The organism is Cellulomonas sp. C5510, assembly GCF_019797765.1.
Taxonomy (GTDB): domain Bacteria; phylum Actinomycetota; class Actinomycetes; order Actinomycetales; family Cellulomonadaceae; genus Cellulomonas.
Map to the genome: position 1 here is coordinate 2848169 of NZ_CP081862.1, position 13365 is coordinate 2861533.

Below are 13365 nucleotides of genomic sequence, written 5' to 3' on the forward strand. Positions count from 1 at the left end.
CGGCCCCCGCGCCGCACCGGTCCGGACCCGGCCGACCCCTGCCACAGCGCGAGCCGGCCCGCACCACCCGCCCGGCACCACCCCCTGTTCTTCTCGACGACGAGGACGACCCCATGCCCACCACCCTCCCGGCCGCCGACGCGGCCGCCCCCACCGACGAGCAGCAGACCCGCGTGCCCGTGCGCCTCGGCATCGCGCTGGCGCTCGGCTGCTTCCTCTGGCTCGGCCCCTACCTGGGGGTCAACGCCGTCCTGCTCCCCGCGCGGATCGCGGAGATCGCCCCGGACGACAAGACCTCCGTGGTGGCGCTGCTCGCCACGGTCGCGATGATCGTCGCGACGCTCGCGAACATCGTCATCGGAGCCTTCTCCGACCTGACCCGCTCCCGGTGGGGCCGGCGCACCCCGTGGCTGCTCGCCGGCTCGGTCGGCTCCGCCGCGCTGCTGCTCGTGGTCGGGCGCGCGTCCTCGGTGGGCTCCCTGCTGGTCGCGTGGGCCGTCTACCAGGTGTTCCTCAACGCGATCGTCGCGCCGCTGATCGCGGTGATCTCCGACCGGATCGCCCCGCGGCACCGCGGCACCATCTCGTCGGTGTACGCCTTCGGCTACTCCGCCGGGCTGTACGGCGGCCAGATCATCGGCGCGCAGTTCCTCGGTGGCATCGGCGCGGGCTTCGCGGTCCTCGCGGGGCTGACGCTGCTGTCCGGGCCCGTCGCGGCGCTCATCATGCGCGAGCCCTCCAGCCGGGACCTCCCCCGCCGCCGCGTCAGCCGGGACATGCTGCTGGACTCCTTCAGCCTGCCGCGGCGCGACTGCCGGGACTACTACCTGGCGCTGTTCGGGAAGTTCGCGATCATCTCGGCGACGTTCGCGGTCTCCGGCTACCAGCTGTACATCCTCACCGACTACATGGCGCTCGGTGAGGGCACGACCGCCGGGTACATCTCCTCCATCGCGACGATCCTCATGGTCACCGCCCTGGTGATGTCCGCGGTCTCGGGCCCGGTGTCGGACCGGCTCGGCCGCCGCAAGCTGCCCGTGGTCGTCGCCGGCGTCCTCGTCGCGATCGGCGTCCTGGTGCCGGCCGTCTCCCCCAGCCCGTGGACGATGCTCGTCTACGCGGTGGTCGCCGGCGTCGGCATGGGCGCGTTCAACGCGGTCGACCAGGCGCTCAACGTCGAGGTGCTGCCCGACCAGGAGACCGCCGCCAAGGACCTCGGCGTGCTCAACCTCGCGAACACCGGCGGGCAGATCGTCGGGCCGATCGTCGCCGCGGCCGCCATCTCGGCCGTGGGCTACCAGGCGATGTTCCCGGCCGCGGCGGTGCTGGCCCTCGTCGGCGCGGGCCTGATCCTGGCGATCCGCCGCGTGCGCTGACTCCCGCCCCCCTGCCCCCTGCCCCCCTGCCCCCCTGCCCCCTGCGATCGGATCCGTTCGCACCGACACGCCGGGCGTGTCCGGTCGCACGGATCCGATCGCCTCCCCCGGGAGGAGCGGGCGGGGCGTGCCGGGGCCGGGGCGACGACGGGGGCGGCCGTGGTCAGGGAGCGGGAGCCGTGGCGTGGCGGAGGTCCGGCTCCAGGTAGATGACCCGGGCGATCGGGACGGCCGACCGCACGCGCTGCTCGGCCGCGTCGATCGCCCTCGCGACGTCCGCCGCGGAGTCGGTGGCGTCGACCTCGATCTTCGCCGCGACCAGCAGCTCCTCCGGCCCCAGGTGCAGGGTGCGCAGGTGGATGACCGACGGCACGCCGTCCCCCACCAGGGCGCCCCGGATCGCCTCGACGTCGCGGCGGGACGCCGACTCGCCGAGCAGCAGGCTCTTCGTCTCCACGGCCAGCACCACCGCGATGACGACCAGGAGCACGCCGATCGCCGCGGACCCCACCGCGTCCCACCGGCCGTCGTGCGTGACCAGCGTCATCGACACACCGAACAGCGCGAGCACGAGGCCGATCAGCGCCCCGAAGTCCTCGAGCAGCACTACCGGCAGCTCCGGCGCCTTGGCCGTGCGGATGTACGACACCCACCCCTGCTTCCCGCGGGTGTGGTTCGCCTCGCGGATCGCCGTGCGGAAGGAGAAGCCCTCCATCACGATCGCGGCGAGCAGCACGACGATCGGCACCCACTGCCACGACTCGATCGGGTGCGGGTCGGCGAACTTGTGCCACGCCTCGTACAGCGCGAACAGGCCGCCGAGGCTGAACAGCACGATCGCGACGATGAACGCGTACATGTACCGCTCGCGCCCGTAGCCGAACGGGTGCTCCTCGTCCGCGGACCGCCGGGCCCGCCGGCCGCCCAGCAGGAGCAGCAGCTGGTTGCCCGAGTCGGCCAGGGAGTGCACCGACTCCGCGAGCATCGAGCTGGACGAGGTGAGCAGGAACGCGACGAACTTCGTCACCGCGATCCCCAGGTTCGCGGACAGCGCCGCGATGATCGCCTTGTTCCCGCCGCCGTGCGCCATGCCGGTCCTCCCGCTGGTGGGCGGGCGACCGCGGTCCCCCGGGGCCGACCCGCGCGGGCGGCCCGAGCGGAGATGCTAGACCGCGCGGGCCTCGTCGGCGAGGAGGACGGGGATGCCGTCGCGCACCGGGTACGCCAACGGGCGGTCCGGGTCGGTCGAGACGAGCTCGGGCTCGCCTCCGGGGCCGACGCCGTCGACGAGCGTCGCGCCGGTCACCGGGCAGCGCAGCAGCTCGCGCACCCAGGGGGCCAGGCCGGTCGTGTCCGCCACGTCTCAGCCCTCCTGCCGGACCAGGGCGAGCACGTCGTCGCGCACCTTCTCCATGATGTCCTCGTCCGCCGCCTCGACGTTGAGGCGCAGCAGCGGCTCGGTGTTCGACGCGCGCAGGTTGAACCACCACTGCGGCTGGCCGTCCCAGTGCGACACCGTCAGGCCGTCCAGCTCGTCGACCGCGACCGGCCCGGCGCCCTGCTGCGTCACGTACGCCTCGACCACGCGGGCGCGGGCGGCGGCGACGTCGGCCACCCGGGAGTTGATCTCCCCGGACGCCACGTAGGGCTGGTACTGCTCGGCGAGCGCCGACAGCGGGTGGGGCTGTCCGCCGAGCGCTGCGAGCACGTGCAGCGCCGCGAGCATGCCGGTGTCCGCGAAGAAGAAGTCGCGGAAGTAGTAGTGCGCGGAGTGCTCGCCGCCGAACACCGCCTGCGACTCGGCCATCTGCGCCTTGATGAACGAGTGGCCGACCCGGGTGCGGACGGCCTTCGCGCCGGCGGCGGTCACCAGGTCCGGGACCACCATCGACGTGATGAGGTTGTGGATCACCGTCGGCGTGCGGCCCTCGGCCTTCTCGCGCTCGATCTCCCGCAGGCCCACGAGAGCCGTGATCGCCGACGGGCTGACCGGGTCGCCCTTCTCGTCCACGACGAAGCAGCGGTCCGCGTCGCCGTCGAACGCCAGGCCGATGTCCGCGCCGTGCTCGACGACGGCCTTCTGCAGGTCGCGCAGGTTCTCCGGCTCCAGCGGGTTCGCCTCGTGGTTCGGGAACGTGCCGTCGAGCTCGAAGTACAGCGGGACGACCTCGAGCGGCAGCTCCGGCAGGCCGGCGCCGGTGCCGAGCACTGCGGGGGCCGTGAAGCCGCCCATGCCGTTGCCGGCGTCCACGACGACCTTGAGCGGCCGGATGCCCGACAGGTCGACCAGGCCGCGCAGGAACGCCGCGTAGTCGGCGAGGAGGTCCTGCTCGGTGACCTCGCCGCGCTGCCCGGCGTCGGCCGGGACGCCGTCGCGCAGGTACCGGGCGGCGAGGTCGCGCACGGCCGCGAGGCCGGTGTCCTGGCCGACGGGACGCGCGCCCGCCCGGCAGAGCTTGATGCCGTTGTACTGCGCCGGGTTGTGGCTCGCGGTGAACATGGCGCCCGGGACGTCCAGCCGGCCGGAGGCGAAGTACAGACCGTCCGTCGAGCACAGGCCGATGCGCACCACGTCGACGCCGCGGCTCGCGAGGCCGTCGGCGAACGCGCCGACCAGCTCGGGTCCCGACGGGCGCATGTCGTTGCCGACCACCACGCGGGGCCGGGCGCCCTCGCGCACCTCGGGCAGCACGACGACCTCGGCGAACGCCGCGCCGATGGCGCGCGCCACGTCGGCGTTCAGCTGGTCGGGGACGGTGCCCCGCACGTCGTAGGCCTTGATGAGGCCGGTCAGGTCAGGGAGCGCGGGCGTCTCGGGCACGACGGTCACGGTATCCCATCGGCGTGGTCCGGCCCACGCCCCCGCACGGCCGTCCACCGGACCGGAACGGCCTCGACGGGCCCGGGCTCAGCCGCGCGCCGAGCGGCGCACGACGTCGTCCCGGGACAGCGACGTCCCGTCGCCGTCGAGCGGGAACCACGCGCGGTGCTCGCAGTCGTGGCAGGACACGAACGTCACGTCGGTGCCGTCCGCGAGCGTCAGGTGCAGCCGGGTGAGGTGGCTCGACGCGCAGACCTCGCAGGCACCGGTCCCCGGGGCGTGCTCCGCGGCGGCGTGGCTCAGCGACCCCAGCGGCGTGTCCGCTGCCCGTGCACGACGGCCCGGACGTCGTCCGGAGGCGCCGCCCCCCGCGGCCGCCACGACGGTCAGTCCTCCTCGCCGCGCAGCACGCGCAGGTGCCCCCGGCGGCGGCCCGGCTCCGGCCCGGCGGGCGAGGGCAGCCCGTCCGCCGCCGCGACGGCCGGCTGCGGCGCGGGACGCCCGGCCTCGCGGACCGCGTCGGCGAGTGCCAGCAGGTCGTCGTGGCTCGGGCCCGTCTCGACGAACTCCGGCGTCAGCCGGACGACCTCCCACCCGCGGGGCGCCGTGAGGCGCGACGCGTGCTCGGCGCACAGGTCGTAGGAGTGCGGCTCGGCCAGCGTGGCGAGCGGCCCGAGCACGGCCGTCGAGTCGGCGTACACGTACGTCAGGGTGGCGACCGCCGGACGACCGCACGCGGTGCGGGTGCACTGGCGGACGGGTCTCACGGGGTAGACCGTACCGCCGCCCGCGCCCGGGACGCAGGCGCGACCCGCGTCCTCACCCGGATACAGTGCCCGGATGGCACCGACACGGTTCGTCCCCGCGGCCCCGGGCGACCCGGCCGGCCCGTCGGGGGCTGCCGGCCCGGTGCGCCGGCGGGACCGTCGAGGCCGCGGCCTGCGGGGCCCGCTGCTGCCGTCGACGCTCCCGGCGCACCGCACCCGCGCCGAGCGGTTCGACGACCTCGTGCTCGACTCCGTGGAGCGCCTCGAGGTCCGCTGGGGCAAGGAGCTCGACGGCGTGGAGTTCGCCGTCGAGGACGTGCCGCCGTCGAACCCGGCGCCCTGGGAGTCCGGCGGCGTCCCGCTGGGCCGGTCGTTCCCCGCGCAGCCGGGCCTGCCGCCCCGGATCGTCGTGTACCGGCGTCCGGTCGAGTCCCGCGCCGCCGACGCCGACGAGCTCGGCGAGCTCACGCACGAGGTGGTCGTCGAGCAGGTGGCGCACCTGCTGGGCCGCTCCCCCGACGAGGTGGACCCCGGTCTCGGGGACGGGCGGTAGCCTGAGCCGGCCATGACGACCCCCGCACCGGACCCCCGCCCGCCCCACGACACCGGTGCCGGCGCCGACCGCCGCCCCGCACACAGGGGCGACCGCCCGGCCGTCCGCGTGGTGTCCGTAGTCTTCCACCCCGGCGACGAGCTCACGGACTTCACGCGCTCCCTGGCGGGCGCGACGACCGCGGACCTCGAGCTGGTGCTCGTCGACAACGGCACCGACCCGGAGGTCGCCGACCGGGTGGCCGCGGCGGCGGGGGGACGCGTGCTGCGCCCGGGCGGGAACCTCGGCTACGGCGGCGGCGCGAACGCCGGCGCGCGCGGCGCCCGCCAGCCCTGGCTGGTGGTCGCGAACCCCGACGTCGTGTGGGAGCCCGGGTCGCTCGACGTGCTGCTCGAGGCCGCCGGCCGGCACCCCGCCGCCGGTGCCTTCGGGCCCGCGCTGCTCAACGAGGACGGCAGCGTGTACCCCTCGGCGCGCGAGCTGCCGTCGCTGACCCAGGGCGCCGGTCACGCGGTGCTGGGCAAGCTCTGGCCCGGCAACCCGTGGACGCGCGCGTACCAGCGGCGCCAGGAGACGGTCGGTGCCGAGCGCGTGGCCGGCTGGCTGTCCGGCGCGTGCCTGCTGCTGCGCCGCGAGGCCTTCGAGGCCGTCGGCGGGTTCGACGAGGACTACTTCATGTTCTTCGAGGACGTCGACCTCGGCGAGCGCCTCGCGCTGGCCGGGTGGGCGAACCTCTACGTGCCGTCCGCCCGCGTCACGCACGTGGGCGGCGTGTCCTGGAAGGCCCGGCCGGCGGCGATGATCTCCGCGCACCACCGGTCCGCGGAGCGCTACCTGCACCGGCGGTACTCCCGCTGGTACCACTGGCCCGTGCGGGTGGCCGTCTCGGCCGGCCTGCGCGTCCGCGAGGCGCTGGAGCTGCGCGCGGCCCGCTGACCCGGGCGGACGACCCGCCGACGGCGGGTCGTCCGGCGGCTCAGTCCAGGCCGACGCGGCGGCCCTCGCGCACCTGCGCCTGCGTCACGGCCTCGGAGTCCGTGAGCGGGGACACGACCGACAGCAGCGTCCCGTCCGCGCGCTCCACCATCGCGACGAGCGCCCAGGCGATGTCGGCGGCCGGGTCGTCAGCAGGCAGCACCTCCACGCCGACGACGTCCTCCGCGAGGTCCTCGACCGGGACCGAGACCGTCGAACCGACCGGCACCTCGACGTCCTGCTCCGCCACGACCCCGTCGGCGCCGTACGCCCGCAGCGTCACCGTGGTGACCGGCCCCGTCGGGGCGTCGTCGTCCGCACCGGGGTCGGGGCGCTGGCCCTGGGTCGGCTCCGGGCTGGGCGCGGCGGTGGGCCGGGGGCCGGCGTCCCCGTCGCCGACGTCCCCCGTCGGCACCGCGCCGAGCGTCACGTAGCCGTCGGTGCCCGCCGGGACCGCGACCAGACCTCCGCCGGCGCGCGAGGACGCGCTCCACGCCCGGTCCAGGCGCGGCTGCTCGTCGAGCTCGCCGGCGTCACCCTCCCGGGCCAGCGACGCGGACGCCACCACCGGCGCGTCCGCCTCGACCACGGCGGTGTACGTGCCCGCCGGGAGCCCGCCGAGCGACAGGTCGGTGACCTCTCCCGCGGCGAGCTCGAGCCGCTCCGCCCCGGGCAGGACGACGTCCCCGTCGGGGCCCAGCAGGCGCACGGCGGCGGTCGCACCGCCATCGGCCGGCGCGAGCAGGCGCAGCACCGCGGCCTCGGGGTCGTCGACGTCGGCCGCGGGGACCCGGATCCCCGGGACCAGCTGGGTCGTCCCCGGCGAGGTGCCGGGCGTGACGAGGTCCGTGCCCCGGGGCGTGAAGCCGTCGAGCAGCGAGTCCTGGAGGTACGCCGAGACCTGACCGCCCGCGGCGGAGAGGTGCACCGCGATCCGGCGCTGCTCCGCCGCGACGCCCGGCAGCACGACCACGCGCTGCTCGCCCGGCGCCACGAGCGTCGTCGCGCCGGCACCGAGGTCCACGGGCCCCGACGGGCCCCACAGCTCGACCGCGACCTCGGCGGGCGTGGCCCCCGGGTTCACGACGACGAGGTCCGCGGTGCTCTCCAGCGACGTGCTGCCGCCGACCAGCCACAGGTCGGACGCCGGGCGCGCGCAGGACCCGGCGGCGAGCCCGCGCAGGTCGCCGTCCGTCACGCGCGAGGACGTCACGCCGGCGACGCGCGCCGGCTCGCCCTCCACCGGGTCGGCGCGCAGCACCACCGGGGCGGCCGGGGAGGACAGCGCCGCCGCCCCTGCGTCGAACGAGGTCGCGTCGCCGCCGAGCGGCGTCAGGGTCGCGGAGCCGGACAGCGCTGCGTCGAACGCGGTGACCTGCTCGACCGGGGCGACCGGGACGCGGTCGAACTCGGAGTCCCCCGCGCCGTCCTCGTCCGGCAGGCGCAGCGGCCCGGGGCACACGAGCGTCGTCCGGCCGGCGTCGACGGCGACGGCGACGGGCGGCACGTCCGGCGCACGAGGCGCGGGCGCAGCGGTCGCGGCCGCCACGGCGCCGCCGGCCAGGCCCAGCACCACCAGCCCGGACAGGACGCGCACCGCACGCCCGCCCCGCCGTGCCGCGGCGCCCTCGGTGCGCGTGGTCGTGCTCGTGGCCGTCATCGTCTCCCCGCCCGCCTGCGTCGCACCGGCAGCGCGAGCAGCAGCGCCAGCACGCCGACCACCGCCTGCGCCGCGGTCCACGCCGTCCCGCCGGGGGCGTCGTGCACCACGACGAGCCGCCCGCCCGACGCGCCCACCTCGAAGGTCTGGCGCCACCCGTCCTCGACGACCCGCAGCGGCCGACCGTCGAGCGTCGCCCGCCAGCCGCCGTCGCTGCGCTCGGCGAGCACGAGCAGCCGACCGTCGTCGCCGGGCCCGATCCGGGTGTCGACGCGTCCCACCACGCCGGGCTGCACCGCCACCGGCTCGACCTCGTCACCCGTCAGCCGCTCGACGTCGCGGACGGCGTCCGCGTCCGGGACCAGCCGCGCCCACGCGGTGACCGCCGTGCCGGCGGACGCGTCCGCCGAGGGCTGCACCCGCCAGATCACACCGCTCCGGCCGTCGGTGATGCGTTCCAGCCCCGGCGTCGAGTCCAGGCGCCCGATCAGGGCTGCCCGGGCCTGCCGGCCCTCGACGTCGTCGGAGCGGTCGACGGGCAGCGGGGGCACGAGCACGTCCGCCACCGCGAGGGCCGCGAGCTGCGCCGCCACGTCCGTGCTCGAGCCGACCGACAGGCGGCCCACGGCGTCCTGCACCTCGGCGGTGGCCTCGTCGGGCTCCGCCGCCGCCGGGTCGCCCAGCGACCCGCTCAGCCCGGCCGTGCGGGTGGCGGCGGAGTCGTCCACGACCCGCGGCCCGTCGCCCCGCAGGAGCTGCCAGTCGGTGACCCCGCCGGTGCCCGACGGGGAGAGCGCGAGCACGCGCGGCGCGTCGGCGGACTGCTGCGTCTGCCGGCCGATCGCCGGGACCACCGCACGGTCCATCGTCCGCAGCTCGGACCCGGTGCCGCGGCGGACGTCCAGCGCCCACCCGCCCCACGCGGCCAGCGGCAGCACGACGACGACCGCCGCGACCGCCACCGCCGTCAGCTGCCGCCAGCCGAACGTCGCCCGGCCCAGCCGCGCGCTCAGGCCCCGGGTCCCGACGACGGCGGCCGTCAGGAGCCCCGCAGCGGCGACGGACGCCCCCGCGCCGGCCCACCCGGTCACCGCGGCGCCGTCGTCCTCCCCCACCACGACCCGGACCGCCACGAGGGCCACGGCGGCCCCGACGGCCGCCGTGAACCACCCCAGGCGCACCGCCCGGGCGTGCGGCGCACCCCGCAGGAGCGCGAGGAGGGCCAGGAGGGCGACGGCGCCACCCGGCACCGCCGGCCACCACGCGGCCACCGCGTCGGGAAGCGGCAGCCACGACGGCACGAACGCCGTCGCCTCCGCGGGCACGCCCAGCAGCACCGCCACCGGGGAGGGCGCCTCCGCCGCCGTGGGCGCTCCCGGGTCGGCGAGCAGCAGCCGCACGCCCTCGGAGCCCCGCGAGACGGCGGCGGCGAGCGTCGGACCGAGCAGGACGAGTGCGGGAACGGCCGCCAGGACGACGCGCAGCCGTCGACCCGCGGGCGAGCACGCGGCCACGACCAGCAGCACGAGCACGCCGGGCAGCAGCAGGGCGGGAGCCCCGGCCGCGACGGCGGCGAACGCCAGCGACGCGGCGGCGGCTGCTGCGACCGAGCCGGACGGCCGCACGGGGGGCGGGACGACCTCGTCGGCGTCGCCGGACCCGCCCGCCTCGTCGGCGTCGCCGGACCCGCCCGCCTCGCCGGCCCCGCCCGCGTCGACCGCCGGGGCGGCGTCGGGTCCGTCGGCGTCCGCCGGCCGGTCGTCCTCGGGCTGCCCCTCGGTCGCCGCGGCCCCGTCCGCGGCCCCGGCCCCGTGGTCCGGGCCGGGGGCGGCGTCGGCCACGCGGTCCGGGCCCAGGGCGTCGTCGGCCAGGCGGTCCACGGCGGCGGTCACGGAGCCGGCCCCGCGACCACCGCTCGCCGCCACCGTCGGCGTGCCCCGCACCGGGGTCGGTGCGTCCGCGCCGTCGTGGTCGTCCTGCCGCGCACGGACGTCCTGCTCCGCGCGGTGGCCGCGCCCCCCGCGGTCGTCCCGGCCCTCGCGGTCGTCGTCCCCGCGGTCGTCGTCGTCCGCCCCGTGCCCGCCGGCCCGCGCCCAGGCCTCGGGGTCCGGCCACTCCCCGGCCCCGGGGTCGGCGCCGGGTCGCGGCGCCTCGGCGCCCCGGGCGGCGGTCGCGACGCCCGGCAGCACGACGTCGACCTGCTGCGCCCCGACGGCGCGGGCCAGCGCGAGCACGAGCCAGGGCAGCGCGACGTGCACCAGCACGGCCCCGACGCGCCCCTGACCGGCGGCGAGCAGCAGGCTCGGCAGAGCCGCCCAGATGACGGCGGCCCACGCCCGGACCCCCACCGACCGGGTCGCCGCACCGGCGGCGAACCACGCGCCCAGCCCGGACAGCAGCACGGAGCCGAGCAGCAGCACCGTCACGGCGACCGCGAGACTCCCCCCGGCGAGCACCGTGCCGGGCAGCACCGCGGTCAGCAGCGCGTCCGCCGGGCCGGGGTTCCCGAGCCCGCCCGCGACCCACGCGCTCGTCGTCGCGTCCCAGACGTCGCCGATTCCGGAGGCAGCGGTGACCAGGGCCCCGCCGACCAGCGTCTGACCGCCGAGCGCGCGGGTGATCAGCGGGCCGAACGCCACCGCGGTGACGGCCACGAGCACCACGGCGAGCGCACCGAGCACGGCGCGGCGACGCAGCGCGAGGGCCGCGAGCTCCCGCAGCTCGAGCTCGGAGGGCGCACGCACGACGCGGCGCGCCTCCGCCCGGGTGAGGCGCCGGTCGCGCCACTGCCGCCACACCGTGCGGGCGTCGGCCTGCAGCGGGCGGAGCGTCCGTCGCGGCAGGCGGCGTGTGCGGCGGGCCTGCCGGCGGGCCCGCACCACGGCGGCGGGGCGGCCGAGGGCACGCAGCGGGGCCGCGATCTCGGCGGCGGCGAGCGCGGGCTCCTTGCCGGCGATGCGCACGAGCACCCGGACGGCGCCCGCGAGGACGGCCATCACCGCGACGAGCGGCAGGAGCGGCAGCGGCGCCCAGACCAGCCGCTGGTGCAGCAGGGCGGTGCGCCGGGCGGCGTACGACCGGCGCGGGTCGGCGTTGTCCGGTTCCCCGTCCGCGTCGAGGTCCACGACCTGCGCGACGTCCGTGCCGGGGTCACGCAGGGCGTGGTAGCCGGCCTGCGCGTGCCGGACCACCGCGGCGGGCACGACCACGACCCGGTGGCCCGCGAGCCGCGCGCGACGGCACAGGTCCAGGCCGTCGCCGAACGGGCCCAGGGCGGGGTCGGTACCGCGCAGGTCCTCCCAGACGTCGCGCCGCACGAGCGCGCCGACCAGCCCGACGCCGAGCACGTCCTCGCGCCCGTCGTGCTGGCCCTGGTCGACCTCGCCGGGCTCGACGTCGACCGTGCGGCGGCCGGACCGGGAGGTGCGCACGCCCACCTCGAGCAGCCGCGCCGGCGCGGTCCAGGTGCGCTGCTTGACGCCGGCGACGGCGACGGAGGGGGCGGCCTCGACGGCCCGGACCAGCTCGGCGAGCGCGGTCGGGTCGGGCGCGGAGTCGTCGTGGAGCAGCCACAGCCAGCGCGGGGCGTCGGCGCGCTCGGCCGCGACCACGGCGCGCACGGCGTCGCCGAACGTCCGCGCTCCGCCGGCGGTGAGGACGGTGGTGCTGCCGGCGGGCAGGCCCGCGTCGCGGACGGTCGCCGCGAGGGCGGGGTCGGGGCGGTCGCCGGCGTCGACGACCAGGACGCGCGCCGGGGACCGCACCTGCGCCGCGAGCGCGCGCAGCGAGGTCGCCAGGAAACCCGTGACACCGTGCGTCACGAGCACCGCCGTCACGGGCGCCGGCGCAGCCAGCGACCCGGTGACGGGCGCGGGGGCGTCCGGCGCGGGGGCGCTCACGACGTCAGCACCCCCGCGAGGCGGGGGTCAGACCACACGCCGCTTGAGCTTGCGCCGCTCGCGCTCGGAGAGCCCGCCCCAGATGCCGAACCGCTCGTCGTGCGCCAGCGCGTACTCCAGGCACTCGCCCCGCACGTCGCAGCCGGAGCACACCTTCTTGGCCTCGCGGGTCGATCCGCCCTTCTCGGGGAAGAACGCCTCGGGGTCGGTCTGGGCGCAGAGCGCGCGCTCCTGCCAGCCCATGATGCCGTCGTCCTCGGGCGCGCCGAACAACGGCAGCACGCTCGCGAGCGCCGGGTCCTGGCGGGGAGCGTCGGCTCCGGCGTCGGACGGGAAGGGTCCCTCGTCATCGAGCAGACTCCACATGTGTGCCTCCCCCGTCGTGCTCGGTGATCAGTGTCGGCGGCTGCCGCAGCACGAGCCGTTCCAGGGAATTACACGCGTGTCGTTCGGCGTAGTCAAGCGGAAGAGTGCTATTGGCGGGCACTGAGGGCGATATGTCCGGTTGAGCGCCGTCGTGCGGCACCTAGGCTGCCGTTCGTGCCCACGACTCCCCCGACGAGCCCCCGCCGCCCCACCACGGTCGCCAAGACGCTGTCCGCGCTGCTCACCGAGCCGGGGCGCCCCCGCGTCACCTGGTACGGCCCCGACGGCGAGCGCATCGAGCTGTCCGGGGCGGTGCTCGACAACTGGGTGAGCAAGACCACCAACCTCCTCGTCGAGGAGCTCGACGCCGGACCGGGCACCACGGTGCGGGTCGACCTCCCGCCGCACTGGCGCTCGCTCGTGTGGACGCTCGCCGCCTGGCGCGTGGGCGCGACGGTCCTGCCGCCCGACGCGCCGGACGGCGACGTCGTCGTCACCGACCGCCCGGACGCCGCCGCGCCGCGGGACGCCGCGGTGGTCGCCGTCGCACTGCCCGCCCTGGCGCGCCGGTTCGACGGGGACCTGCCCGCGGGTGCGCTGGACGCGGCGGCCTCCGTCATGACGTACGGCGACGTCGTCGGGTGGGCGCCGGAGGTCGAGCCGCAGCGGGAGGCCCTCGCCGGCGGGGCGGACGGCACGGTCCGTCACGCGGACCTGCTGGCGACCGCCGTCGGCGCGGCGGAGCAGGGGCCCGCGGCGGGCGTCCCGGGGGCGCGCGCCCTCCTGGAGGTGGGTGACGACCGCACGACGGCACCCGCCACCGCGCTCGCCGTGCTGGGCGTCCTCGCCGGCGGCGGGTCCGTGGTGCTGCTCCGCCCCGAGCCGGGTGACGACGCGGCGCGGGCCGACCGCATCGCCGCGACGGAGCGGGTCACGGCCCGCGCCTGA

Annotated in this window: 12 protein-coding genes; 4 read left to right on the forward strand and 8 right to left on the reverse strand. The window is 77.5% G+C overall.

Annotated features, from left to right (window positions below; translation table 11 throughout):
• The first annotated feature begins 113 nt into the window (after window positions 1–113).
• Window positions 114–1376, forward strand: coding sequence for an MFS transporter (locus tag K5O09_RS13120; RefSeq protein ID WP_222169954.1), 1263 nt, complete (start codon window positions 114–116; stop codon window positions 1374–1376).
• A 163-nt stretch (window positions 1377–1539) separates the two neighbouring features.
• On the opposite strand, the gene K5O09_RS13125 is transcribed toward K5O09_RS13120, so the two are convergent.
• The 5 genes from K5O09_RS13125 to K5O09_RS13145 form a co-directional block, all read right to left on the reverse strand.
• The gene (locus K5O09_RS13125) at window positions 1540–2466 is read right to left on the reverse strand and encodes a cation diffusion facilitator family transporter (RefSeq protein WP_222169955.1); all 927 of its coding nucleotides are present in this window, start codon (window positions 2464–2466) and stop codon (window positions 1540–1542) included.
• 75 nt (window positions 2467–2541) lie between these two features.
• A complete protein-coding gene (locus K5O09_RS13130) occupies window positions 2542–2736 on the reverse strand; it encodes a Trm112 family protein (protein ID WP_222169956.1) in 195 nt (64 codons plus the stop codon).
• 3 nt (window positions 2737–2739) lie between these two features.
• Window positions 2740–4197 (reverse strand): phosphomannomutase/phosphoglucomutase, encoded by a 1458-nt coding sequence (locus K5O09_RS13135; RefSeq protein ID WP_222169957.1) that lies wholly within the window; start codon window positions 4195–4197, stop codon window positions 2740–2742.
• 87 nt (window positions 4198–4284) lie between these two features.
• Window positions 4285–4578 (reverse strand): hypothetical protein, encoded by a 294-nt coding sequence (locus K5O09_RS13140; protein ID WP_255595418.1) that lies wholly within the window; start codon window positions 4576–4578, stop codon window positions 4285–4287.
• A 5-nt stretch (window positions 4579–4583) separates the two neighbouring features.
• Window positions 4584–4964, reverse strand: a complete 381-nt coding sequence (locus K5O09_RS13145; protein WP_222169958.1) for a DUF3499 domain-containing protein — start codon at window positions 4962–4964, stop codon at window positions 4584–4586.
• Between the two features lie 73 nt (window positions 4965–5037).
• On the opposite strand from K5O09_RS13145, the gene K5O09_RS13150 reads away from it, so the two are divergent.
• Together K5O09_RS13150 and K5O09_RS13155 are read left to right on the forward strand one after the other, a co-directional pair.
• On the forward strand, window positions 5038–5517 hold the full coding sequence (locus K5O09_RS13150) for a metallopeptidase family protein (protein WP_222169959.1): 480 nt from the start codon (window positions 5038–5040) through the stop codon (window positions 5515–5517).
• 12 nt (window positions 5518–5529) lie between these two features.
• Window positions 5530–6453 (forward strand): glycosyltransferase, encoded by a 924-nt coding sequence (locus K5O09_RS13155; protein ID WP_222169960.1) that lies wholly within the window; start codon window positions 5530–5532, stop codon window positions 6451–6453.
• A gap of 40 nt (window positions 6454–6493) precedes the next feature.
• On the opposite strand, the gene K5O09_RS13160 is transcribed toward K5O09_RS13155, so the two are convergent.
• Genes K5O09_RS13160 through K5O09_RS19440 form a run of 3 tightly spaced genes read right to left on the reverse strand, consistent with a single transcriptional unit; the run spans window position 6494 to window position 12417 of the window.
• A complete protein-coding gene (locus tag K5O09_RS13160) occupies window positions 6494–8152 on the reverse strand; it encodes a DUF5719 family protein (RefSeq protein ID WP_222169961.1) in 1659 nt (552 codons plus the stop codon).
• On the reverse strand, window positions 8149–12051 hold the full coding sequence (locus K5O09_RS13165; RefSeq protein WP_222169962.1) for a glycosyltransferase: 3903 nt from the start codon (window positions 12049–12051) through the stop codon (window positions 8149–8151). The genes K5O09_RS13160 and K5O09_RS13165 overlap by 4 nt, the downstream gene beginning before the upstream one ends.
• Window positions 12052–12078: 27 nt before the next feature.
• Window positions 12079–12417: a WhiB family transcriptional regulator gene (locus tag K5O09_RS19440; RefSeq protein WP_304518591.1), complete on the reverse strand. Its 339-nt coding sequence runs from the start codon at window positions 12415–12417 to the stop codon at window positions 12079–12081.
• Between the two features lie 174 nt (window positions 12418–12591).
• On the opposite strand from K5O09_RS19440, the gene K5O09_RS13175 reads away from it, so the two are divergent.
• A complete protein-coding gene (locus K5O09_RS13175; protein ID WP_255595421.1) occupies window positions 12592–13365 on the forward strand; it encodes a TIGR03089 family protein in 774 nt (257 codons plus the stop codon).

What these genes read in the sequence shown, in the direction of transcription:
- K5O09_RS13120 (WP_222169954.1), top strand. Translation starts at nt 114, where the DNA reads ATGCCCACCACCCTCCCGGCCGCCGACGCGGCCGCCCCCACCGACGAG.
- K5O09_RS13125 (WP_222169955.1), bottom strand. Translation starts at nt 2,466, where the DNA reads ATGGCGCACGGCGGCGGGAACAAGGCGATCATCGCGGCGCTGTCCGCG.
- K5O09_RS13150 (WP_222169959.1), top strand. Translation starts at nt 5,038, where the DNA reads ATGGCACCGACACGGTTCGTCCCCGCGGCCCCGGGCGACCCGGCCGGC.
- K5O09_RS13155 (WP_222169960.1), top strand. Translation starts at nt 5,530, where the DNA reads ATGACGACCCCCGCACCGGACCCCCGCCCGCCCCACGACACCGGTGCC.
- K5O09_RS13160 (WP_222169961.1), bottom strand. Translation starts at nt 8,152, where the DNA reads ATGACGGCCACGAGCACGACCACGCGCACCGAGGGCGCCGCGGCACGG.
- K5O09_RS19440 (WP_304518591.1), bottom strand. Translation starts at nt 12,417, where the DNA reads ATGTGGAGTCTGCTCGATGACGAGGGACCCTTCCCGTCCGACGCCGGA.